The following is a 23294-nucleotide window of genomic DNA, read 5'->3' on the forward strand; positions in this document are numbered from 1 at the left end:
GTCGAATGCAATTTGTCGCAAATGGACCTGAGATTCCGAGCGAGCTACTGCAGGCCCACGAAGAAGGTCGAGTGGTTTTTTTTTGCGGCGCAGGCATCTCCTATCCGGCAAACCTGCCTGGTTTTGAGGGGCTCGTAAATAAAATATACGAAAACACAGGGACAACATTCTCTGCGATTGAAGAACTCGCTTTCAAAAAAAAACAGTTCGATGCGACCTTGGATTTATTAGAAAGACGTCTTCCCGGTCAGCGGATAGCGTTGCGAGAAGCATTAGCACTCGCTTTAAAACCAAACCTTCGCTTGAAAGATGCTACGAAAACTCATGAAGCCTTGCTGCGATTAGCTAGAAACCGTCAAGGGATTCTTCGGCTTGTTACAACAAACTTCGACAGGATTTTTGATGCAGCCGGAAGGAGAAGCGAACAAAAATTCATTGAGCATTCTGCACCCATGCTGCCAATTCCAAAGGCTAGCCGATGGGATGGACTCGTTTATTTGCATGGAGTTCTTCCTAAACGCTCTGACGCTACTGCCCTGAATAGATTGATAGTAACTAGCGGAGATTTCGGTCTTGCATATTTGACTGAGCGATGGGCTGCTCGCTTCGTTGGTGAGCTTTTTCGAAACTATGTCGTTTGTTTCGTAGGATATAGCATAAACGATCCAGTGTTGAGATACATGATGGACGCGCTTGCAGCGGATCGAATGTTAGGTGAGGCGACCCTTACCGCTTGGGCGTTCGCAGACTGCAATCCCGGCAAAGAAAGTGAAAAAACTATTGAATGGGAATCAAAGGGCGTCGCTCCGATACTTTACGAAGTGCCAACCAATTCGGTCGATCACTCTGCCTTACACAATACCTTGCATGCATGGAGTGAAACCTATCGCGATGGTGTGACAGGTAAAGAAAGAATAGTAGTAAGTTACGCTTTAGCTCGGCCTTCTGCAAGTACGCGAGAGGACAACTTCGTGGGCCGAATGCTGTGGGCTCTTTCCGACATGTCCGGATTGCCCGCCCGACAGTTTGCGGAGGTTAATCCCGTCCCCACCCTTGACTGGCTAGTGGATGCTTATTCTCCAGCAAATTTCAAGCACAAGCACTTAAAACAATTTGGTGTATCCCCAAACGACAAGCCTGACGAAAAGTTAAAATTTAGTCTTGTCGTACGTCCTACACCTTATACCCTAGCGCCCTTGATGACATTCGCGACCGGAGGACCTGAAAACTGTCGGCTCGACGCTGTAATGTTTCAGCTTGGGAGATGGCTGGTCAGGCATCTAGATAATCCTGACTTAGTTGTCTGGATTGCTCAGCAAGGTGGCCAGTTGCACCCACAGATGGCGGGTCTAATTGAAGATCAATTAGACTTAATTGCACGTCTTGAGCGTGAAGAGAAAATCCATGAATTGGAAGATGTCCGTCGCGGCGCACCGAACGCAGTTCCTTGCCCTCTAATGCGTACTTTGTGGCGTTTGATTCTAGGTGGATGGGTCAAAGGATCAGAACACCAACTAGGCCTGTATTTATGGGTTCAACGTTTGAAGCGCGATGGGCTTACTGCAACAGCTCGTATCGAACTCAGGAAATTGCTTGCGCCTCGTTTGACTCTCAGAAAGTCATGGCGATGGGGGGCGGAGAATGAGCAAGACGTACCAGCCGACAAAACTCGATTATCGCATCTAGTCAATTATGAAGTAGTTCTTCTTAGCGACCATATCCAATCAACTCTAGGTGATCTAAATAGCAAGCAGTGGCGAGAAAATTTGCCACTATTAATTTATGATTTTCAGCAAGTTCTACGCGATATATTGGATCTTTACTCTGAACTGGGTGAGGCCAGTGATCAATACGATCGGTCTCATTGGGATATGCCATCTATAACCCCTCATTGGCAAAATCGAAACCATCACGAGTGGACTACGATTATTGAGCTTTTGCGAGACTCCTGGATAGCGCTGAATGACACCGACTGTTCAATGGCTGCAAGCATCGCTCTTTCGTGGTTTGAGATGCCCTATCCAACTTTCAAGCGATTAGCTCTCTTCGCGGCTAGCAGGAGCTCGGCTATATCACCTGGCATATGGATAAGTTGGTTAGCTAGAGAAAGTGGTGAATGGTTGTGGAGCATGCAGACTAAGCGAGAGATTCTCAGACTCTTCGTGTTGCGAGGGATGCAACTCAAACAATCCGAACAAAAGTTACTGGAAAATATGATTTTATCCGGGCCGCCTCGAAAAATGTTTAGAAGTGATCTGAGTGATGCAAGTTGGAAAGAAGTTTTTAATGAATTCGTCAGGCTGTATCTTTGTAAGATTGCAGAGTCTGGTTTAATGCTAACTAGGTCTGCCAATAAATATTTAGACAATCTCAGTGACTTTGACAAAAACTGGAAGCCCGAACCGCACGAGCGTGACGAATTCTCTCACTGGATGAGCGGGACAGGAGATCCTGACTATGTGCTTACCAAAAAGATAGATATTGCACCGATCAAACGTTCTGAGCTTGTACCATGGCTCAAACAGAAGCCCACATCAAGTTATCTGCGTGACGCAGACACTTGGCGTGAAGTATGTCAAAAACATCTTCTTAATGCATTGCTTGCGTTACAGGACTTGGCTGAGGAGGGTTTTTGGCCTGTTCAACGATGGCGAGAGGCTTTTCATGCCTGGTGCGAAGGTCGAAAAGTAATAAAGTCTTGGCGCTACGGTGCTCCTTTAGTACTTCGAATGCCAGATGATATTTTAATAGAGTTGGCGGATCCGGTATGCCGATGGCTTGATGCCGTGTCAAAAAGTGATTTTCTTGAACAGCATGCACTATTGGCTCTGTGCAATCGCATAATAGAGTTATATGGCTCTACCGAAGAAAATATTAATAATGCTACAGAGCCTCATCAGGAGTCAGTGACCGAAGCGATTAACAACTCGATGGGGAATGTATCGCAGATCATTATAAATGTTTGGTTTAAGCGTAATCCGGGCGATAATGACAAACTCCCGATCGATCTTGAGCCGATGTTAAGAAAGCTTTGTCATCCTCAAAGCTTTGGGTGCCGACATGCAAGGGTAATTTTGGCTGCTAATTTAATAGCCCTTTTTCGGGTCGACCGTTCTTGGACCGAACAGTACTTAATCCCTTTTTTAGATTGGCAGTCCAATCCAGAAGAGGCTAAGGGCGCTTGGGAAGGATTTCTTTGGTCACCGCGTCTTCATCAAAATTTACTAATAGTGATAAAGTCGTATTTTCTCGATACGGCAAATCACTACAATGATTTGGGACAGCACTCCCAACAATATGCAGCATTTTTGACATATGCCGCTCTTGGTCCAATAGAGGGGTTTACAAAAGCGGAGTTCCGAACTGCTATTGCAGCATTACCAGTTTCTGGCCTTGAACAATCGGCCCAAGCAATATTTCAAGCGCTGGAAGGTGCGGGTAATCAACGGGAAGATTATTGGAAAAATAGAATACAACCTTTCTGGCAAGGTGTTTGGCCAAAGTCAAGGGATTTGGCGACGCAGGGAGTTGCCGGTTCACTTGCTCGAATGTGCGTAGCGGCAGGGGATGAGTTTCCAAACGCACTGGCGGCCGTGAGAGACTGGTTACGTCCATTACCTCATGCTCATTATTTGATAAAAAAACTACTGGAATCAGGACTTTGCTCAACGCTTCCAGAAACGGCCCTGAACTTTCTAGGGATGGTAATTGACAGAGAGTCTTGGCTTCCGCTCGAACTGGGAGCGTGTCTAAATGAAATTATAAACGCCAACGAGTCACTGCGTGTGGACGAATGTTATCGGCAATTGTTGGAGAGCTTTCGTCGTCAAAGGTGATAATGATTTACGTCTTATCGGTGCCTGATTGTGATTGGCAGGGCATAAGTTTTGAGCGACCGCAATTAGCCGAAAGAAGTCGCTCATGACCGACTTCTTTTTGGCGGAGCCGGACGGTTGTGAATGGCTGTTATTGGCGGATCAGAACTAGAGGAGTGAGGTTAGCTCCCACTCTTTCCCTTTAGCTTGGCCAGTCCTTGCTTGATGTATCCAGCGTTTTCGCCGATCGCCCACAATGCCCCGCGGACGTTGTCTCCGACTTCAGTGAAACCTTGCTGTTCAACATGAAGCGTCAGCTCCATCAGAGCGGCTTCCAGGCCTAGCTGATTCTGGTAGATCCTTCCCAGCACATCCGATAACGAATATTCGTCAGCCACAGCATCGACTCCCTTAGAAAAAGGAAAGCATAGTACTGGTAGTGCCCTTCGTGGGCGGTACGTGCGGATGCTTAGAAATTGCTACAAAGCATTGTTTTTTTAGGGCATGGCCAGGCAGCTTTAGGGGCAGGCAGGCGCCTAGGCCCAATCCATCATTGGGGGCATGCAAGCGGCCGCTTTCGGCCGAGGCTGCGTAAAAACGTTTTTCAGCACGACAGGTACTGAAACCAGACTGAAAATCGCACTTCCACGCAAAATCCACATCTGCTGGCGTGCCGATAAATTTCAGATTTAACGTAGATGCGCTCACTTCAATTTTGGCGACGCGTTTTTACACACTCTTGGCCTATGACGGCCTCCTTGCAAACCTGTGTTGGATCGGCCTGCTTCTCGTCGTCTATCCTTGTTTAACCTCAACTTTCCCGAGTAATACACAATGGACAGCATAACTCACCCAGATTTTAGCGTAACAACGCTCGGGTTATGCCAGGATCCTTTGTTCTCTTACTCTGAGCACTTCGAGCAAACGGAATGTGTGATGTGCACAAACTATCTCTCCGGAGAAACTGCACTCCACTCGAAAAAATTTATCCTCTCCTCGGTAGTTCAAAAAAACAAGATGAGCCTAGCACCGAGTGAAGGAACCGCTTGGGCAAGCGAGGGAAATTGGTTGGACAACACCAGGATTTGCTTGAGCCATTATTGGGGGAGGGGGCTAGAACCAATCGCGGATCCGTTATTCATTTGCCCATTGATCAAAGATGAACAAATTCTAGTGTCGGCAATATGTTCACAACTAGAAGATAACCCAGGGGCTCGGGTACAGATAAACAGCGAATATAGAGCATCTGAAGATCAGGCGGTGGGGATGATCGACCTTGTTGACCTCCCGGAGGTCAACAAGAGTCGCTATGCGATAACACTTCTGAGCGCGAACTTGGATTTGAGCTCGCTATCAGGGGACGACTGTCTCCAGCATCAGTGCTTTGATGGTATGCATGCGGTTTTCCCCTTGATCGAACACGCGACTTTGCGGGCCTTCGAATACCGAGTCTTCAACTTCGATAAGGTCTGGGGTCTCCATTGCAACTTCGGTATCCAGATCATGGAATGCTGGCAGGCAATGCATGAATATGGTGTCGGCCTTGCCAGTCAACGCCATCATTTTTTCAGTAACTTTATAAGGCTTGAGCAGGGCGATGCGTTCTTCTACCGAGACTGATTCACCCATGGAAATCCACACATCGGTATAAATAACATCGGCCTGGTGAACGCCAGCGGCAGCTTCGGTGAAGATTTCGATGGAGCCGTTTCGCTCGGGAGTCTGCTCATAAATGCCAGCAAGTACCGCATCGGTCGGGTGCAAGGCATTGGGGGCAATGATTCTCAGGTTGTAACCGAACTTGAGCGCCCCGATGGCCAAGGACGTTACCATGTTGTTTCGGCCGTCACCAACATAGGCGATCGTCACACCCTCAATGCGCCCGAATTCTTCCTTGACGGTCATGACGTCTGCCAGTACTTGAGTTGGGTGATGGGTATCAGTTAACGCGTTCCAGACGGGAATTCCCGAATGTTTGGCCAGTTCTTCCGCCACTTCATGCTCGAAGCCACGAAAGGCGATGCCATCGAAGAGGCGGCCTACAACACGGGCAAAATCCTTGATGCTTTCCTTGTGCCCGAAGCGAATATTGTCTGCCGGGAAAAATTGAAAGTGCGCTCCTTCGTCATACGAGGCAACGACAAATGAGGTGCTGGTACGACCTGAAGGCTTTAGGAAAATGCCACAAATATTCAAATGATTTAAGCCGAGGTTGAATATTCGATCTTTTTTTAATCGCTTGCATTCTATGGCGCGATCAATGAGGTGGGATAACTCACTTTGATTGAACTCGTTCATTGTCAGCAAATTGCGGTTTTTCAGGCTTGTAATCTTCATTGAATTATCGAGCTCATCAGGGTAGTAGTTTGGACTGATGGAAAACTGCTTCCGTGCAAAACAAAGCCATAAAATAAAGGTCGACACCGTCAAGACTTTACTGTGTATTAACAGCTGAATTCAGGGCTTCATAAATTACGGGCCAAAGGTTTTATCCTAGCCGGGGATCGCGTGTCAAGGGCGGAATGCCCTTCTGCAGGCTCAAAGTAGTCGGCGGACCGTTGCAAACATTAGTTTGGCCATGGCTTTTTTTGCACCGAGTGTCACGCTCTATTTTGGTGCAATATGGTCAAGTTGCGTCACAGATGAGAGCATTTAATTTTCTTGACAGCTGTTTTTTTATCTGTGAGTATTTTTGACGTGCTCTACGGTATGTTTCTAGAGCTCTGGATTTAGCACGAATGACAATTAGTCGATTATCTTCGAGTGCTGTACGAACAAGGAAGTAATAAGTATGACAGGGGGTCTGTTGGTGCGCAAAAACGAAAATACCAGGCTTTCATTTTTGAAAGCCAATGAAAAAAAACTTCGTGCCACAATACTTTCCCTGTTTCCGGAAGAGGCTGTCGCCATTGCGGGTTGGACAGCTAACAGGTTGCCCGTTGGCTGGGTATTAGGCGGCCCGCGCTGTGGCACAAGTGCATTCAAGGCTGCCCTCGCCAAGCATCCAGAGTGTCTAGCATTAGCTGGTGAGCATCGAATATTTTTTACTTTGAATGAGCTCAATTATCCCCATACCAAAGCTAATCGCGAGAGCAGTTTGTCTACTTTGGACAGGAAGAGCAAAGACGATATAAAGCAAATGATGTTGCTGCTGGCTTCCTGCGGTGATGCGTTGGTGGAACCTGACTCCCGAGAAGTACTTCGTTACGCATGGGAATGGGCTTATCGTCTACCATTACAGTGGACGAATATTGATTTTGACCCCGCTGTTGTTGTGAATGCAGTGCAACAAGCAACCGATATATATCTGGAGGGTGGCACTCGAGATTTGTCGGTTCTCGACGGGTTGGTGTTGGACAAGCTGACCACTGTTTACCCGGCGATAGATTGTGCGTATTACGATCTGCCCGGAAAAAGCTCCGCAAGCGCCTCGCACTGGTCGACATACAAGGAGAAAAATAATGGTCCGATTATCGAGATCAGTCCTTATGTCATTCCAAGACCACGTCAGTTAAAGACCGCTTCAGTCAATGTAAAGTCATTACTGCTCAAAGCGTCTAGTGATCCTTTCCGAATCAACGCCATGAGAAGTTTATTTACCGAGCATGAAGTTAGAGTGGTCCGTCTCTCTCGCAATCCGTTGTCGTCTATAAATGGATTGATGGATGGTTGGCTTCATCACTGTTTTTGGCAGCACGACCTTAGTACCGAATTGGGAGAGGATCATCCATTGTCAGGGTGGTGTTTCGACTTGTTTGAGGGTTGGAAGCAGACTGCGGGCAGTATGAGCCTAGTGGAAGTTTGTTCCGCTCAATGGCTGGAGCCTAACAAGTTGATTGCGCAAGCTCTACGCTCAAAAGCAGCGAATGAAGAGTGGCGTGATTTTAAGTTTGAAGATTTTGTGCGTTCTGAGAATAGTCAAATCGACATGTTGAAGAATGCGGCAGAGTTTCTGTTCGGAACGGGGGATTATTTCATCGTCGAACAGTTTGTGGCGCCTTCGGTCAATGTGACTGAACCTCATAAACCTAGCCGTTGGCAAAAGCGCAGCGAGGTGCTAATGCCGCTCCTCGAGTCGACTCAAATAATAGACTCAGCGCGAACGCAAGGCTATGAAGTGGAAAGGTTAAGCGATTGGATCTGAACCCGCCAACCCAGTAGTGTTGTTCCGTATCTGTAATGGTACTTGACGCTTAGCATAGAGAACCATGGAATGTTCGACCACGAGTATGCAATCGAAAACTTCGATCGACTTTGGGTGCTGTACTTCGACGAAGAAACTCTGTCCGAAGAAGAATCCTTTTTATATCCACCCCTTGTTCTGGCGGGGCGTGTCTCGCAATCGAAGCATGGGGTGAACAGCCTGCTTGTCGAGGCGAGTAGCGTGTGGGTCGACCAGGTCCTTACCGGGCAATGCACACACACTTTTTCTGAACACCTGGATTTCGAACCACAAAGACTGACCGGCGCTCAGCGCAAGGTTAATGATCGAGTGAACCTGGAGCTCGATCGTGTCGTACCTGGCATCGCCCGCTCGGGCCTCAAGCCTATTATTTATTGCGTCGAGGCAGGCGATGAAGTCCGCTGCTATATGGCAGTCGAAGCAACGGCCAGGCATCTGCTGGCATTGCGCTTTTGCACCGTTGCGTATCCACCCGGTGAGCACGACTACCAGGCTGTCCAGGCCATTGTTGCTCGCGCGCGGGCGTCGCTTATCGAGCGACTGCCGTTGTTAAATAGCCGTTTTGGTTATTTTCAATGGCGACCAGAGATGGAGTTTGAAAGAAAATTCACATTTCAGGATCTCCCTGACACTTGGAACCTTGTCACCGATTTGTATGCTCGATTATACGGCGGGGCCTTGCCTGGTTTTTTCCCCGAATGCCATAAAGGCTTCCAGGTCTTCGACTATGAAAATCACATATTCGATATTGTTGGTGAGCCGGAGGAGTTGGGGTATATTTCCTTTATTCCGCAGGTCAACAGTAAGGTGACTGTAAAGCGAAAGTGGTTTCAGGAAAATGCCGAGCTTCGTCGAGAGAGCCTGTGGTGGGATCAGAATATAGGGGGGGGCGATCTGGCCGCAGAAGCACGGAGTCGGGTAAATGCCGATATACTCCCGCTGCCGGTATTTCGACGGAAACGCTTTGACGTAAACTTCGAGTCATTGAAGACCGGGCATGTATACGGCGTCTATTTTGATATTTGCAGAACCGTGGATGCGCCTGCGGAACATTCATTCGGGCAGGTTGAGGTCGAGTATTGCCGAAGCCGAACGGCGTTTTTGCTCGACGATATTTTTGAAGAGTTCAACTATCTGGCGAAATATGTTGAGCGATTGCTTTCAGAGAAAAAAGTAGCCTACAAAGAGGACCTTTTTTCAAAGCTTGATTTCTCCAGGCAATCAAGATCAAAAAACAATATTCCGGAGTAGTCCTCATGCAACGTGTCGTTATAACGGGGTCATGGCGCCTGCGAGTTGGAGAGCCCGAAGCTGGGGTTGAGCTGAAGGTTTGTCCGGTGGATGCCCCTATTGATTTTGATAGGCCGATAACACTTATCGATTTGCGCCCCTACGGCCTGAATAACTTGGCGCATCGTGATCTGCCACTAGCATTAGCCTATCTCGACGGTGATACGCTGTACTTGAAGGCGTTACTTATGCGGCAGGAAATGCATGTTTGTCATTTCTATTCCCCGACGACATTGCCGTCTTGCAATAAAGATCTGGTATCCGATGTACTAGTTGAGGCGTTTCAGAAATGGCACCTCACATTGAACAACTTTGAATGTTGTTTTTTTGAAGCGCCGCCAGGCTTGGCATTCGCCTGTCACTTTGAGATTGATCTCCCTGTGCGCCACGCTGCCGATGTGGTTATCGAGCAGTTGGACACCTTGCAATGGCCGCAGTTTTACCTGCACCTGGGGAGCGAGCTTTCATCTATACGAAGTCGGAAGGCTGTTTATCGATGTCCGTCATCAAGCGAGTGGCTGACGGTTGAACGTGGTTGTCGTCGAAAGAAGAAGAGCATCAATTCCATTGGTTTACGTATTGAGGTATTCAGTCATACCGGAAATGGTTGGGTCCGGTCTGACGTTATCGAGTCGCTCAATGACGACGTGGATAAGGAGCTTTTGCAATTTCAAGGCGGTAGCGATCCAGACAAACTATTCAAGCATAGCCATGACGTGTATGTGAGCGGCTCAAGAGTTGGTGTCGAATCGGCGATATCGGGTGGGATCTACGAGTTGGACTTCTGCTTCTTTCAGTCCGCGGGTGCACAACAGAGTAATAGTCGAGAAGAGTGCACAGCCAGAAGTGTCGTTATTCGATATGTTGGGGGGCGTAAACCCTTCGATATGGACTGTGTCCAGTCGGATATGAGTTCGCTTTCAAGTTGCCTGGTTAGTACGCTGGATCTCGATTTTTCCACTCGTGAACTTTCGGAGTTCTCTGGCTGGGCGTGGAATCATCTTGATGTCGCATAGAGCTGTTTGATTTTATTTTTCAGATGAATTGTTGCAAGATATTTGTTCTGCTGTTAGGTTTAAGTGGCTCCGCTCGATAAGCGGCGTGCTATCCAGGCTTAATTATTATTGCTGATACTCCCCCCCTCACGTGCAATGCACTTATGTGGTCTGGAAGTTTCCGGCGCCCGTGTGCCGGGAAGTAAAATAATAAGGACATTGAAATGGAATTGTCTTCCGCTGTGCAAGATTTCGTTAAAAAGAATGCGCAATGCTTTCTCGGGGCTCGAAATATAGATTTCAACTTCCTCAATGAAGTTGCTTCTCGACAGTGCGATCCTGGAACACTTTTACTGACCAGTTCGGCGGTCCATGGTATTGCTACTATGGCCAGCGATATTGATATGTTGTGCGTGGTTGACGAGCCTGTCAGCACCGAGCAAATGGCAACCCAGGTTCATCAGGAAGGTCTGCATCTAGAACTGTTGCTGTTCAACGCTGCCGATGTTCATCTGGCCCTTGGCGAACTCACCAGCCTGGCGCAAAGCCCAGCGCTGATCTGCCTGCAAAAGTATTCAAGTTGGGATGAGCGCAACAAGGTTCCGCGCAAATATATCGAGCGCTTGGTCTATGGCGTGACCAATGATCTCAGTACTCCTTATCTCTCGGCACTTGGCGACCTGTGTGTCGTGGTGTCTCGCAAAGACCTAGATGTTTTCAGAGTGAATGTCGCCTGCTCACGGCTGGCGCAACGGTCTGACGAGCCTTTTGCGGCGATCGGCTATTTGATGAATGCACTGACCGCAGCCATGAACTCGCTGCTTTCGATGTCGGGTTGGGTGTTGTCCAACAAGAAGTGGACGCTGCGTCGCTGGAATAAAAGCCGCGACTTGGTTTTCTTGGATCTTTGCCCTACCACCTGGACGGAGGTTTCAGCGCTCTGGGCAGACCTTGCGAAAGGTCCAGCGGTGTTGGACGAAGCCCTGTCGCGGATCGAGACGTTATTGCAGCAAATGACAGACAGGCTGGCTCCGGAACTCCTTCGTGATGAATCATTTACCGGGTTGCAGGGAAATGTTGCGCGGTATCCGTTGCACGGCCAAGCCGCTCTGGTTTGCGCTGGCAACGGTTATGTACGACTGGCCGAGAACGTGTCGGCCGGCGTAACGCTGGCGCAGTGTTTCGCCGATCTGGGCCAGTTGCCGCCGCTCTCTGCTCTCGAACACCTGCAAGCGATCCGCGCAGGGACCTGGAGTCCATCATTGCAACGCCAGTCCGGGGCCAGCGCCAGCTAAGGAGCACAGCATGTTTGAAGCACGACAAGACTCAACCTTGCGTTGGTTTCCTCGGCTGGCCGGAGGCGTGGGCGTGGAGGGCAATAGCATGGCCCGCGCCATCGTCAGCGCGGCATGGCTGGTGATGTCCGAACTGTATGCCTACCTCGAAGATCTGGAAGGCGCCATGGATGCTCCGGATGCATCGGTGTTGATCAAAGTGAAGATTGCTGAACTGCTGGTGCAAATCGACTGCACGTTGGGGCGCACGGCGGTGCTCGACGAAGAGCACAGATTGCCGTGGTTACTTGAGTACGGCTTGTGCGAGGTGATCAATTTACCCGGGGCTGACATGGCGCGCTTGCTGGGTCTGTTCGCAGCGAATGACGCAACTGAAATCCGTCGAGTAAGCCAGCTGATACGCGATTTGATTGCGGCATTCCCCGGCGAGTTGGTCGATTCGCTGCAAGCGCACAACCAGGGCCGCGTTCTGCGTTTTCTTCGGTCTTCCGACAAGGCGTGCACCGCGTTGGGTTGCGATGCCAGTTTTCTGGTGCCACTGATGAAATCCCTATGAACACTGAGCTGACTAGACGGTCTGTCCCGATGCTGAAGCAATCCGAGCGTAAAAGCGCCTTCGTTGATCGCTATGGTGCTGTCTTCGGTCGTCAACAGGGCCTGATGTTGAAGATGTCGGGGTTGTCCGCATCTGAAGCGCGTGGCGACGGTGCCTGGGTCGAAGATACTCAGGGTGGACGCTGGCTGGACTTCGGTTCGTTCGGTGTGCACCTACTCGGCCATAGTCATCCAGGCGTGGTATCTGCCCTAGTGGAACAGATCCAGCGTTTTGGGCTTTCCACGAAAATCCTGTCGAACGAACCCATCGTACTGGCGGCCGAGCGGCTATTGGTCATGGCGGGACCTGAGAAGGACAAGGTGATTTTCGGCAATACCGGTTCCGAAGTCGTCGAAGCGGCATTGAAACTTGCCAGGATCGTCACTGGACGGCGGAGGGTCATTGCCTTCGAGCAGGCTTACCACGGGCGCACCGCTGCTGCCTTGAGCGTCAGTCATGGCTACATGCGGCATGCCGGTCTTCTGACTGAAGGTGACGTGGTTTTTTGTCCAATCGACGATCTCGATGCTGTCGCCAACGCGCTGGAGGCAGGCGACATCGCGGCGATCATTATTGAGCCCATACAGGGCGAAGGCGGGATACGCCCTGTGGAGAATGAATTTCTTCGAGGTCTTGGCGACCTGGCCCAGGCTTTTGACTGCCGCTTGATATTTGACGAGATCCAAACGGGCATGGGGCGTATCGGTAGCCTGCGAGTCGACGTTCCTTGCGACATTCTGCTGTTGGGCAAGGTCCTGGGCGGTGGTGTTTTCCCAATCTCGGCAGCCTTGTTTACGTCGAAGCGTTTTGATGCGGCTGCCCGGGATCCTGTGGTCCACGCTTCGTCTTTTGCCGGTAGTGCCCTGGCCGGTGCCGTCGTCAACGCGGTGCTGGATGTTGTGTCCGCTCCCGATTTCACCCTCAGGGTGCAGCGCTTAGGCGATCGGGCCTTGAACTATCTGCGCCAGCGCCTTGCAGGTAATCCCTTGATTACCGACATCCGTGGCCAGGGCTTAATGATCGGCGTTGAGTTCAAGCGTCTCGATCATGTCGGGGAGATGATCATCGAGGCCGCCAAACGGCACTTGTTGCTTGCTTTCTGTCTTACCGATCCGAAAGTTTTGCGTCTCTACCCGCCAGCTGTCATCAGCGACGCTGATCTCGAAACAGGGCTGGAGCACTTTTGCCAGAGTGTCGAAGCGATCACTCGAACAGAATTCGATAAGGAAATCCCGTTATGCCATCAGTAAATACATCACTGAATCTTGGGTCTCTTGAGCTGGAGCGAGTCTGGTCGACCCTTTGTGAGTTTCAGCGTTATCCGGAATTCATGAAGGACGTACTTGACGTCACTATCGAGCAACGTACCGGCAACGAAATCATCAGCACCTGGCGTGTATTGCTGAACGGAAGTGAGTTGACCTGGACCGAGCGCGATCTATTGCTGCCCGACCACCGTATCGTGTTTCAGCAAATCGACGGGGACCTGGAAGTCTGGTCAGGGGAGTGGTCCATCCAGCAGGCGGGGGACGACCTTAGTGTGCAACTGGATGTCTTGTTCGATCTTGGCATTCCCTCTTTGGCCGACGTTCTTCATCCGATCGGGGAGCGAGCGATCCGCGCTAATAGCCGGCAGATGCTGGAGGGCATTCGTGATCGAATCCTGCTATCGAAACTATCGACAGTTGCGGTCGAGGCATAAACGATGTCTGCGCAGACCCCTTTGCAATTGATACTGACTGGTGCCAACGGAACCCTCGGCATTCCATTGGTTCGATCGTTACTCCAGCAGAGCCCGCAGCTTCAACTGCTCTGCCTGTTACGCACTCAAACGTCATGTGATGAATTAGCGGCGACCTTGTCTGCGGTCGAGCGGGCTCGTGTCGAGTTCCTGCTGGTGGACATTTGCGACGCCGGGGCGATGGCTGCTGCCGCCGACAGCCGACCCAAACTCGAACGTGCCCTGGGTATCCACCTGGCAGCCGACGTATCTTGGGATAAAAGCTGCGAAGACATGACGGCGCTGAATGTAGGCGGGTCGGAAAACTTTTGTCGTTTCCTGCTGCGTCAGGCCGACCGGCCCGCACTGATCTATGTTTCCACTGCTTATACCCAAGTCGAAGACTGGGAGTACCGCAATGGCTACGAAGAGAGTAAGGCCATGGCCGAGCGCTCGTTGCGTGCAAATTGGGGTGAGCGCATCAGCATTTCGACCTTTAGTTGCAGCCTTGTAGTGGGTGATAGCCAGACCGGAGCCATCAGCCGATTCAACGGGCTCTATCCGCTGATTAGGTTCATGGCCGGGTTCAGCCCCCCCTTCTTGGTGGGAAACAAAACCGGTCTGCTCGACATCGTGCCACTTGATTGGGTGGTCTGTGAGTTGCGGGCGATGATCATGCGGATTGCCGCCAGCGGTGTTGCCGAACAGGTGGTGGCGTCTGCCGGAGACAAGCGTATCGGCTACGAACACTTGGTTCGCCTAGTCGAGAATCAATTGGGCGAGGCACGCGAAACGGCCGGCCTGGGTGCCCAGAATCCCGTGCCCATTCTTAAAAGCCGCCAGTGGGAGTTTTTGAAGCGTTCGCTATCGGCCTGGAGTCCTGAAGGCATCTCCAAAAATGAGTTTCGTTACTTCGAACGGTTGTTACAAATCTACGGGGTGTATGCCAGCAGCGACAGGGTTCGGGCGCCGTTGAATGTTTCTCGCCCGTCACCGGATCCCGTCGAGTTTCTACCACAGGTCATCAAGTTCTGGCTTCAACAACATCCACGGGCATTCCGCTCCCGCGCATTGACGTCTTCCGAGGTTCAAGGCACTGCCACAGGATTGGTCGAGGAGTAAGAGGGATGAGTCTGGTAACCGCGGTAGTTTGCGAAAGAACAGAACGATGTCGACATGAAAAACTGCGTGTCGATCCTCACGTAGTCCACGACTTGATGAAGTTGCGTCCAGGTAAATGTTTCATACAGATTGGCATGCAATGGTTATTGATTGTGTTGGCCGTTGTTTTCGCCAAGTGGGCCAGCAGTTGGCTGGCCTATAGTATTTCCATTGTATGGATCGCTACACGTCAACATGCGTTATTGGTACTGATGCATGATGCTTCGCATTATTTGATCAGTCGTCGGCGCTGGCTCAATGATACGGTGGGTAATCTGTTCCTGGCTTTTCCATTGAGCGTTTGTGTATCCCGTTATCGGCGGCACCATTTGCTCCATCACCGTCATCTCAATACCGAGCTTGATCCCGATATAAAAGATTCACAACTGCCGAAGACACGTATCAGGTTTTATGGGCTGTTGCTGCGCGATGCACTGGGTGTTTCGACACTGATGACACTTAGATCGGTCAACAACTTTGGGCTGTTGGGGTTGTTCGCCAGAGGCAGTCATGCCTCGCGACTTGATCGGCGTCTGGCAATGGCTTTTATTATTGCCGTGGGCTGGGGGATAACTTGGGTAGGTGGCGGGTGGGACGTGTTATGGCTTTGGGTTGTTCCGGCGTTGACGATACTTCCGTTGATCCTGCGTGTACGCAGTATTGCCGAACACGGTGGAAGGTTAGAGCATCCGAATGCCAGTAATGCCCGAAGTATCGAAGTGGGTATTATCGAGCGGTTTCTCTGGGCGCCCTGTCATATCAATCGACACTGGGAACATCATCTCTGTCCAGCAGTGCCCACGTATAACTTATCGCTGCTGACCGCACGACTGGCTAGCTTTTTTCCCCAATCGTCAGCGGCACAACGTACTCAAGGTTACTTTTTTAGTGCTCGGTCGCTAGTGTCGGAGTTGTACCCCAACACCACTCCCCCATGGCTGGCAGATTGATGTTCGAGTAAGCCAGCGAATGGCAGGTGTTTTGAGGAGAAACTTTCATGATGCTGACGGGTAGTGAAATTCAACGAATGCGTGAATTGAAACGCATTGTGATCGAACCATTCGATCCCCGTTTGATAGAGCAGAATTCATATGCCTGCCATTTGGGGAGCGAGATTATCGAGTATGACGCAGAACAGATCGATCCTCATGAGGGCCTGGGAACTATTCGGCACACTATCCCGGAAGAGGGGCTGGTCCTGCAGCCGAGGCGTTTTTACCTGGGCTCTACCGTCGAATGTATCGGCGGGTTGGATTTTGCGAGTGAACTCTACGCCAATCTATCGACAGCGCTATGTGGCATGTTCATTCAAACCAGCGCGCCACTGGGGCACACCGGGGCAACGATCTGCTGGACGCTGGAAATCGTGGTCACTCAACCGCTGCGTATCTACGCAGGGACGAAGATTGCCAAAGTGTGTTTCTGGAAAAATTTTGGTGCCGTTCGCGCCTATGAAGGGCGTTATGCAGGCTCGCAAAGTGTCGTTCCTTCAAGAATTATAATGGACCAGCCATGATATTGACGGGTGATGAAATAACCAATCGCGTTATTGCAGGGGATATTGTGATCTCTCCTTTTTCAAAGAAGAACATCAATCCAAATAGCTATAATTTTCGCCTGCATGATCATATGAAAGTCTATGAGGATGGCATTATCGACGTGAAGTCGGAGCAGCCAACTCGTGATATTTATATCGGCTCTGAAGGGTTTGTTCTCGAACCGATGCGGCTGTACCTTGCCAGTTCAATCGAGACCATGGGCAGTACTCGTTTTGTACCGACTTATGCGGCGCGTTCTTCCATTGCTCGACTCGGCATGTTTATCAACCTGTCGGCACCGCTTGGTGATATCGGATTTATAGGCCGTTGGACTATTCAAATTTTGGCCGTCAATAGAATCCGGGTATACCCTGGCATGGATATTGGGCAAATGATGTTCTGGCATGTTCAAGGCGAGATCGAACTATATAACGGCAAATACCAGGGCGCTAAAGAAGCCAAGGCTTCACGCCTGTTTATGGATTATGCAACGACACTCCCTGAGTATCATCCGGCCAAGGAGGTTTCAGTGCTGGAAGGCCAGGAAATCTAGCGCTGTAGACAGTGGGTTATTGAATTACGTCGAAAACGCCAACGGGTTCTTGTGCCGCCAATTTAAAGGAAATTAATCGGTGTCTGGAAAATATCTGACCCTGAAAACGCTTGCGCAGCGTACTTCTGTCCCGACATTAGTGGGGCTGCAAGAAAGCGACTTCAAAAGAGTTTGGGATAATTACGAGGAACTGCAACAGCAGTTACGTGACGTACTTCAGGTTATTCAACTGACGGCGGGGGCGTTCCTCGACAAGCATCTCGAACAGTTGCAGTTGCTCGCGCCGGTACAGTGGCGCCCGGATGCCCGTGATTACCTCGAGTCTCGTCTCACCGAGGCGGATATCAATGTTCACCAGCCCTTGGCGGTACGTTCCAGCTGCGCCATTGAAGACGGTACCTCCCACAGTTTTGCCGGTATCTTCGATTCATGGCTGGATGTGAGTGGCTGGGACGTGTTGTTTGACGCTATCGAAGGGGTTTGGCGTTCTGGCTTTTCTCACCGGGCGATTGTTGAACGACTGCGGTGTGGGCTGCTGGATGCATCTGTCGGAATGACCGTTATTGTGCAACATATGGTGGCTGCGCGCTGGGCGGGTGTTGCCTTCAGTCACGACCCCCTCGATGGCAGCGCAGTGCCTCTTATCGAAGCAGTAGCCGGTACGGGGGATGCCTTGGTGTCCGGCGCCAGTCAGGCATTGTCCGTCAGGTTGCTGGCCAATGGTGATTTCACCGGCGCACCCCAATTGCTGGCAGAGCCGGCGATGTTGAGCTCGATTGCAGAGCTGTTGTCGTTGGCAAGACAGCATTTGCACGCCCCTGCGGACATTGAGTGGGCCTGGGATGGCCAGCAAGTCTGGTTGTTGCAGGCGCGGGTTATCGCCTCACTGAGGAATCTGGAGTCCAGTGCGCCACTTTGCCATTGGGTGGATCTTTATACGGCCGCCGACCCGGAGCTGGAACCCTTTCGTCCATGGCCGGACTTCGCCCAATACTTTCGCAGCAAGCGCCGTCCGCTAGCGTTGCTGGCCCTCGATCACGGGGTCGAGGCAGGCAGCGCATTGTTGATCGCCGCCAACGCTGGTGGAATGACACAAGCGCATAGCGATGCATTGCTGGCCCAGTTGCACAGCGATCAGGTGGTGCTGGATTTTTCGGCGGGCATACGCCAGCAAATCTTGCCACGGGCCCAGTTACCAGCGCGTTTGCGTGAGTTGTTGGGCGCTCAGACCCAGGTGTTTGTCGTGCGTGACTTTATCCGCGGCGACGCCGGGCTCATTACCCAATCCCTGGGCAGTACGTCCTACGCCGGGCAAGTGCTTTGCGAGTATTCGCCTGACGGTTTGCTGGCTATCAACCGCGGCAGTGCTTCGACGTCCACCTGGCGTATCGATGCCGATGGACTGGCGCCAGCCCATGGTTTGTCTACCGGTACCCTGGACCTTCCTTTGACCCCCCATCAACGTAGGCAACTGGTCATCGTGACCGAGGCTGCAATCGCCGGGCTCGGTGAAGTTCAGCTGGAGTGGGTAGTTGATCGCGGGCAACTGAGCCTGGTGGATTTTTCGCCGTTGAAAAGCCAGTTTCTGGTGGATGACCGCGCCGGCGAAAGAACCATCTCTCCCGGTTTCGCCCGGGGTTTGTCCCTGGTTGTCGATGAGTGTGCCCAGATTGAAGAAATCAGTATTGCCGCGACTGTTTCCATCAATAACTTGCCTTCTCCAGAAACCCTTGGCCCGGCGATCATGCGACTGATGCAGCGCATCGAACAAGCGCAGGCGCCGATCGTCATGGTATCGCCACGGCCTTATGCGGCATTGGCGGCGCTTATCCCTTATGTCTCGGGCTTTATTTTCGAATCTTCATCGCTGTTGTGTCATTTGGCGATTTTGCTGCGCGAAAGCGGCGTTCCGGCCCTGGCCTCTCCTGCCCTCTATCGCGCGGCACTGTCGTCACCGGGCAACGTACTCGTCCAGGCGAATCAGCGTCCGTTGGAAACAATACCGGGCTGAAAAGTGTTTCGCCGATGCCTTTCAGATCAGCTTTGCAGGTGTTTAACGCCTTAATTCAAGGAAGTTATATGGGCTACTTACTGAGTAATGGTGTGTTCCGGTTATCGCTTCAGGTCGAATCCGATCCGGCAGGGCTGGTCCCGCGCCTCATGGCGTTCTTCACGCCCTATCTGATAGTGGAAAACTCCGACGCACCGGCGGATCTCACGGTCTGCCTGCACGCTCCGCAAGCGTTCGAGAACCCCTGGAAAGCGCGTTGCCAGACACCACATCTCATTCGCGAAACCTATGCCGTCGGCTTCACCCTGAAGGTCTGGCGAGGCGATCTGCCAAACGGCGAGTCGTTGGCCTGGGATCCGGAAAAACAGGTCGGTTACCGCTACCGCATGTCTACCCGCAAAGTGGACTTTTACGGTGCCGAGGACGCCTTCATTCATCTCATCGAACTGGTGCGCTATTACGGTCTGCTGGTGGAGTCGGCGAAAGGTTCGGCGGTTCTTCACAGCTCTGCGGTGGTGTCCCGTTCGCACAAGGCCGTGACCGCTTTTGCCGGGGTCAAGGGCGCTGGCAAGACCACCACGATGCTGGAGTATGTGTTGGCGGGGGAGCACGACTATTACTCGGGCGACAAGCTGCTATTGGATGTCCAGGACGGTCGGGTACGGGCACGTGGCTGGCCGGATTATCCACATATCGGCCTGGGCAGCCTGCGCCAGCATCCATGTTTGATCGAGGAGCTCTCCGAACTCGCCGACCTGATCAATGACCCGGCCTGCGCAGACCGACACAAGGTGCTGATAGCGCCCGAGCGTTTCGCCCAAGTGTTCGGCCGGGCGCCGACGGGAAGTTCCTGGCTGGACGAAGTGGTTTTACCCGAGGTCATGCAGTCTGCCGAGCGGTCCCGGCAGTCCCTGTCGACGGTCGAGATCCTGGCCTTGATCGACGGGGACAGCGTATTCGAATGGCCTGCGCAGTTTACAACGTCGACCTGGCATGGAATCCCGCCGGCGGGGACGGACATTCCTTGTGCCCTGTCAGACGGATTACGCGAGGCTTTGTCCCGGGTTCGTTGGACGTACAGCCCCGGTCGCAGCTCCACGTCGACCCACGATAACCAAACCACAACCGCCTGAGAGGTCTGCTCAATGTCTTTCAGTCAGTCAACTCGTGGGGGAGCCATTAGGCTCAGCATTGTTGCACCGAGTGGTTCGGGAAAGAGTACGGCCGCCAAATACCTCTATGAGTACTTCACTCACTTGGGGCTCAAAGTCCAGGTATTGAAGTTGGCGGCTCCCCTTTATCGACTGCAGGCGCGATTTTACTCGGAAGCTTGCACAGCGCTCAGTCCTGGGGCTCAAGATCAGAAACTGCTTGAGCAAGTGGCTGGACAACTACGTTCAATCGACCCGTTCGCGCTGGTCAAGGCGTTCGCGCAAGAGCTGGAAAAAACCGAAGCCGATGTCGTGATCAACGATGATTTACGCGACGATCAAACCGACTGGCCTTACCTCAGGGAAAACGGATTCAAAGTGATCAAAATTGTCACCGATCCACTTTCGCGTCAGCAACGACTTGAGTCGAGGAAGGACATCAGTGTCATTCATAACAGTGCTTTGGACTTTCAGATAGAACGCATCCATGCGGATTTTACGCTCGCCAATGACAGCACTCCCGATGCCTTCCGTCATCAGATTCAGGAACTTGCCAATCATCTGATGAGTTCATTGCCAGTAGGTCTACAAGCATGAGCAGGCAGTCGTTGCTCTGGCTTTTGGTAGACGGCCTTTCGCGAGATCTCTACCAGCGGCTGCGAAACCGCATGGGCATCCAGGCAAATCATGCGGCGACCCTGGAACCCCTATTCCCCAACTGCCAGACGCCGCCTTCGTTGTTCAGCATCTGGAGTGCAGAACCAGTCGCACGCCACGGCCTGACCGGGTATGAGATCCCGGATGCGGTAGCGGGCAACCCTGCTCACTGTCGGGACGCTTTTCAGGCGTGGCCGCGCGAAAGCTTGATGGCGTGGGACTATTTCGCCCAAGCCGGCCGCGCCATACGCACCTGCGGTGTCCCTTTTGTCCAGCCTGAACGCTTGGGTGCACAGTTGCTCAGTCACACTGAGGTGTACCTCAACCCGGTGCTACCCCTAAGCATCGTGCGGGCAGGTGAATGTTTGCGGTGCGAAGCCTTGGGATTGAGTTTCAGGGTGCATGCCGATGAGGTGGCGATTGTCTTGGTCGACGAGCAAGGCAAGCAGGCTCGCATTGCCCTGGACGAGACTCGGCATCTACCTCTTTCCCCGGCGATACCGGAGGGCGCAGGGGGGGAGGGCCATCGGGCATTTGCGGTACGGGCAGTCATCATTGATCAGCAGTTGTGTCTTTGCGTGTTGGGGTTTCAACCAATCCGAGTCCATGGAAGCCAGGCCGGCGAACGTAGACGCCAACTCATGGATCGTGCCTATGTCGCCGGTAACCCCGGCAAGCTCTACGCCGCCGGTGAGTTGGGGGAGCGCCTGAATGAAGGTGGATCCGGTGCTGCGGAGCTGCTTCTGCTGGATTTGCTCGACAGCGTCCATCAGAGCTTTGTCGCCGATGTTGTTTTGGCGCTGGAGGCGGGCGACTCCGACCTGACAGTCGCCTACTACCCGGTCATCGACTTAGTGTGTCATCAGTTGTTGCGCTACCTGGAAGATGTAAGCACTCCCCAATTGTTGTTCGAAGCCATTGAACAGCGACTCGCAAGTTGGTTGGACGAGTTGTTCGCCGCGTGCCAAACGGCATCGGGGAAAGAGACACGCTTCATCGCCCATTCCGATCACGGGATGCAGCCGATCTGGTGGGATATTAGACCCAATCGCTTGTTTCTGGAGCGTGGCTGGTTGGCCCTCGATGCCCAAGGGAATCTCGATGCCCAGCGTTCGAACGTCTTTTTCCACCCGGCAGAGAATGGCCTGTTGGTGCTGCGGCTCGAGCCTGCAGATATTGACATGCTCGGTGCGCCCCAGGTTTTAGATGCCTTGCAAACCGCTTTCGCGGAACTCGGCGAGGGTGGTTTTACATTGCTGCAAGGGGCTGCGGCGACATTAGGTTCGGGCTGGCGCAGCGATCTTTACCTGCAGCCACCTCCCGGCGTGCGAGTGCGCGCCGATCACACCGGTGCATTGATTGAGTCGAGCCGCAAAGGGGGGGATCACAGTGTGTGGTCCGATGCCGCGTCGTTGAAAGGAGTGTTGCTCGAATTGGGCGCAGCCCCGTCCAGGCCGTGGCCGCAGCCTCTGTGTCTGGAGCAACTGTTGCCCCGGCTGTTAAACGACTTGTCCATTTCCAATCCCTTAACTGCCCCGGGAATCTCATGAAAATAAAAGCGCTCCTGCTGGATATCGACGGCACACTGGTCTTCAAGGGGCACGCCATTCCCGGCGCTGCCGAGGCCATTGAGGCGGCACGGATGGCCGGACTTCAACTTCGTTTTTTGACCAACATCACAAGCCAGCTACCTTCGACTATTGCCGAAGATTTACAGCGCCATGGCATTAATGTCCGGGCCGAAGAGATTCATACCGCGTCAACGTCCTGTGCACGCTATTTGAAGTCACTTGGGGATGTCAGCTGTTTCTTTCTCATGCCTGAGTCAGTGAACAGCCTGTTCGAGGGCATCGCTCGTGATCACGTGAGCCCTGATGTCGTGGTCATTGGCGATATAGGCGAGTCATTCGATTATGCCTGCCTCAATCAAGCCTTCGGTTACTTGCACAAAGGCGCGCGTCTGGTTGTACCGCAAAAGAACCTGTTCTGGTTTGACCCCAGGGGCGTGAGACTCGATTGCGGCGCTTTCATCCTCGGACTAGAGGCTGCGAGTGGTAAACAGGCGTTGGTGACAGGCAAGCCATCCCCTGTCTTTTTTACCTCGGTCATGGACAGCTTGGGAGTCAGCCCATCGCAAACCATGATCATTGGCGACGACCTGCTCACCGATATAGCTGCAGCCCAACATTTGGAAGTAGCACATGCCTTGGTTCTGACCGGAAAGGGAGCCTCCTATACCGAAAGCGATGTGCCGCGCCCGGAAAGACTGTGGCCGAGCATCGCCGAACTGTCACGATTTTTAGCTGAGTCGGGACATAGCACCGACTGAT

The 23294-nt window shown here is 52.2% G+C and carries 19 protein-coding genes; 17 read left to right on the top strand and 2 right to left on the bottom strand.

Going from position 1 to position 23294, the window contains the following annotated elements:
• Positions 1-5 precede the first annotated feature (5 nt).
• Positions 6-3836, top strand: a complete 3831-nt coding sequence (gene dsr1, locus HDC30_RS24025) for an anti-phage defense-associated sirtuin Dsr1 (RefSeq protein ID WP_183785383.1) — start codon at positions 6-8, stop codon at positions 3834-3836.
• A 161-nt stretch (positions 3837-3997) separates the two neighbouring features.
• On the opposite strand, the gene HDC30_RS24030 is transcribed toward dsr1, so the two are convergent.
• A complete protein-coding gene (locus HDC30_RS24030) occupies positions 3998-4213 on the bottom strand; it encodes a hypothetical protein (protein ID WP_183785385.1) in 216 nt (71 codons plus the stop codon).
• A 955-nt stretch (positions 4214-5168) separates the two neighbouring features.
• Positions 5169-6239, bottom strand: coding sequence for an ornithine carbamoyltransferase (gene argF / locus HDC30_RS24035; protein ID WP_311662449.1), 1071 nt, complete (start codon positions 6237-6239; stop codon positions 5169-5171).
• Positions 6240-6606: 367 nt separating this feature from the next.
• On the opposite strand from argF, the gene HDC30_RS24040 reads away from it, so the two are divergent.
• From HDC30_RS24040 to HDC30_RS24115, 16 genes are all read left to right on the top strand, one after another.
• Entirely contained in the window at positions 6607-7959 is a 1353-nt protein-coding gene (locus tag HDC30_RS24040; RefSeq protein WP_183785387.1) for a hypothetical protein, read from the top strand.
• A gap of 69 nt (positions 7960-8028) precedes the next feature.
• A complete protein-coding gene (locus HDC30_RS24045; protein WP_183785389.1) occupies positions 8029-9249 on the top strand; it encodes a hypothetical protein in 1221 nt (406 codons plus the stop codon).
• Between the two features lie 5 nt (positions 9250-9254).
• Complete coding sequence (locus HDC30_RS24050; protein ID WP_183785391.1) at positions 9255-10304, top strand: hypothetical protein; 1050 nt, start codon at positions 9255-9257, stop codon at positions 10302-10304.
• Positions 10305-10507: 203 nt separating this feature from the next.
• Positions 10508-11578, top strand: coding sequence for a DUF6001 family protein (locus HDC30_RS24055; protein WP_183785393.1), 1071 nt, complete (start codon positions 10508-10510; stop codon positions 11576-11578).
• Between the two features lie 10 nt (positions 11579-11588).
• Complete coding sequence (locus HDC30_RS24060; RefSeq protein WP_183785395.1) at positions 11589-12134, top strand: DUF6031 family protein; 546 nt, start codon at positions 11589-11591, stop codon at positions 12132-12134.
• A complete protein-coding gene (locus HDC30_RS24065; protein WP_183785397.1) occupies positions 12131-13423 on the top strand; it encodes an aminotransferase class III-fold pyridoxal phosphate-dependent enzyme in 1293 nt (430 codons plus the stop codon). The genes HDC30_RS24060 and HDC30_RS24065 overlap by 4 nt, the downstream gene beginning before the upstream one ends.
• Complete coding sequence (locus HDC30_RS24070; protein ID WP_183785399.1) at positions 13411-13875, top strand: aromatase/cyclase; 465 nt, start codon at positions 13411-13413, stop codon at positions 13873-13875. Before HDC30_RS24065 ends, HDC30_RS24070 begins: the two co-directional genes overlap by 13 nt.
• 3 nt (positions 13876-13878) lie before the next feature.
• Positions 13879-15015 (top strand): SDR family oxidoreductase, encoded by a 1137-nt coding sequence (locus HDC30_RS24075; protein ID WP_183785401.1) that lies wholly within the window; start codon positions 13879-13881, stop codon positions 15013-15015.
• A gap of 5 nt (positions 15016-15020) precedes the next feature.
• Positions 15021-16004 carry a fatty acid desaturase family protein gene (locus HDC30_RS24080; protein ID WP_183785403.1) on the top strand — a complete coding sequence of 328 codons (984 nt, stop codon included), beginning with the start codon at positions 15021-15023 and terminating at the stop codon, positions 16002-16004.
• Positions 16005-16051: 47 nt separating this feature from the next.
• Positions 16052-16570 (top strand): dCTP deaminase domain-containing protein, encoded by a 519-nt coding sequence (locus HDC30_RS24085; RefSeq protein ID WP_183785405.1) that lies wholly within the window; start codon positions 16052-16054, stop codon positions 16568-16570.
• Positions 16567-17145, top strand: coding sequence for a dCTP deaminase domain-containing protein (locus HDC30_RS24090; protein ID WP_183785407.1), 579 nt, complete (start codon positions 16567-16569; stop codon positions 17143-17145). Before HDC30_RS24085 ends, HDC30_RS24090 begins: the two co-directional genes overlap by 4 nt.
• Before the next feature lie 79 nt (positions 17146-17224).
• Positions 17225-19156: a PEP/pyruvate-binding domain-containing protein gene (locus HDC30_RS24095; RefSeq protein ID WP_183785409.1), complete on the top strand. Its 1932-nt coding sequence runs from the start codon at positions 17225-17227 to the stop codon at positions 19154-19156.
• 68 nt (positions 19157-19224) lie between these two features.
• Positions 19225-20289 carry a hypothetical protein gene (locus tag HDC30_RS24100; protein WP_183785411.1) on the top strand — a complete coding sequence of 355 codons (1065 nt, stop codon included), beginning with the start codon at positions 19225-19227 and terminating at the stop codon, positions 20287-20289.
• 12 nt (positions 20290-20301) lie between these two features.
• Entirely contained in the window at positions 20302-20904 is a 603-nt protein-coding gene (locus HDC30_RS24105) for a dephospho-CoA kinase (protein ID WP_183785413.1), read from the top strand.
• Positions 20901-22514: an alkaline phosphatase family protein gene (locus tag HDC30_RS24110; RefSeq protein ID WP_183785415.1), complete on the top strand. Its 1614-nt coding sequence runs from the start codon at positions 20901-20903 to the stop codon at positions 22512-22514. Before HDC30_RS24105 ends, HDC30_RS24110 begins: the two co-directional genes overlap by 4 nt.
• The gene (locus HDC30_RS24115) at positions 22511-23293 is read left to right on the top strand and encodes an HAD-IIA family hydrolase (RefSeq protein WP_183785417.1); all 783 of its coding nucleotides are present in this window, start codon (positions 22511-22513) and stop codon (positions 23291-23293) included. The genes HDC30_RS24110 and HDC30_RS24115 overlap by 4 nt, the downstream gene beginning before the upstream one ends.
• Position 23294 lies beyond the last annotated feature (1 nt).

This window comes from Pseudomonas sp. JAI115 (genome assembly GCF_014200835.1).
In the GTDB taxonomy this organism is placed as follows: Bacteria; Pseudomonadota; Gammaproteobacteria; order Pseudomonadales; family Pseudomonadaceae; genus Aquipseudomonas; species Aquipseudomonas putida_A.

Bases quoted from the DNA above. Each gene is read 5' to 3' on its own strand.
- dsr1 (WP_183785383.1), top strand. From the start codon at position 6: ATGCAATTTGTCGCAAATGGACCTGAGATTCCGAGCGAGCTACTGCAG.
- HDC30_RS24040 (WP_183785387.1), top strand. From the start codon at position 6,607: ATGACAGGGGGTCTGTTGGTGCGCAAAAACGAAAATACCAGGCTTTCA.
- HDC30_RS24045 (WP_183785389.1), top strand. From the start codon at position 8,029: ATGTTCGACCACGAGTATGCAATCGAAAACTTCGATCGACTTTGGGTG.
- HDC30_RS24050 (WP_183785391.1), top strand. From the start codon at position 9,255: ATGCAACGTGTCGTTATAACGGGGTCATGGCGCCTGCGAGTTGGAGAG.
- HDC30_RS24055 (WP_183785393.1), top strand. From the start codon at position 10,508: ATGGAATTGTCTTCCGCTGTGCAAGATTTCGTTAAAAAGAATGCGCAA.
- HDC30_RS24060 (WP_183785395.1), top strand. From the start codon at position 11,589: ATGTTTGAAGCACGACAAGACTCAACCTTGCGTTGGTTTCCTCGGCTG.
- HDC30_RS24065 (WP_183785397.1), top strand. From the start codon at position 12,131: ATGAACACTGAGCTGACTAGACGGTCTGTCCCGATGCTGAAGCAATCC.
- HDC30_RS24070 (WP_183785399.1), top strand. From the start codon at position 13,411: ATGCCATCAGTAAATACATCACTGAATCTTGGGTCTCTTGAGCTGGAG.
- HDC30_RS24075 (WP_183785401.1), top strand. From the start codon at position 13,879: ATGTCTGCGCAGACCCCTTTGCAATTGATACTGACTGGTGCCAACGGA.
- HDC30_RS24080 (WP_183785403.1), top strand. From the start codon at position 15,021: ATGAGTCTGGTAACCGCGGTAGTTTGCGAAAGAACAGAACGATGTCGA.
- HDC30_RS24085 (WP_183785405.1), top strand. From the start codon at position 16,052: ATGATGCTGACGGGTAGTGAAATTCAACGAATGCGTGAATTGAAACGC.
- HDC30_RS24090 (WP_183785407.1), top strand. From the start codon at position 16,567: ATGATATTGACGGGTGATGAAATAACCAATCGCGTTATTGCAGGGGAT.
- HDC30_RS24100 (WP_183785411.1), top strand. From the start codon at position 19,225: ATGGGCTACTTACTGAGTAATGGTGTGTTCCGGTTATCGCTTCAGGTC.
- HDC30_RS24105 (WP_183785413.1), top strand. From the start codon at position 20,302: ATGTCTTTCAGTCAGTCAACTCGTGGGGGAGCCATTAGGCTCAGCATT.
- HDC30_RS24110 (WP_183785415.1), top strand. From the start codon at position 20,901: ATGAGCAGGCAGTCGTTGCTCTGGCTTTTGGTAGACGGCCTTTCGCGA.
- HDC30_RS24115 (WP_183785417.1), top strand. From the start codon at position 22,511: ATGAAAATAAAAGCGCTCCTGCTGGATATCGACGGCACACTGGTCTTC.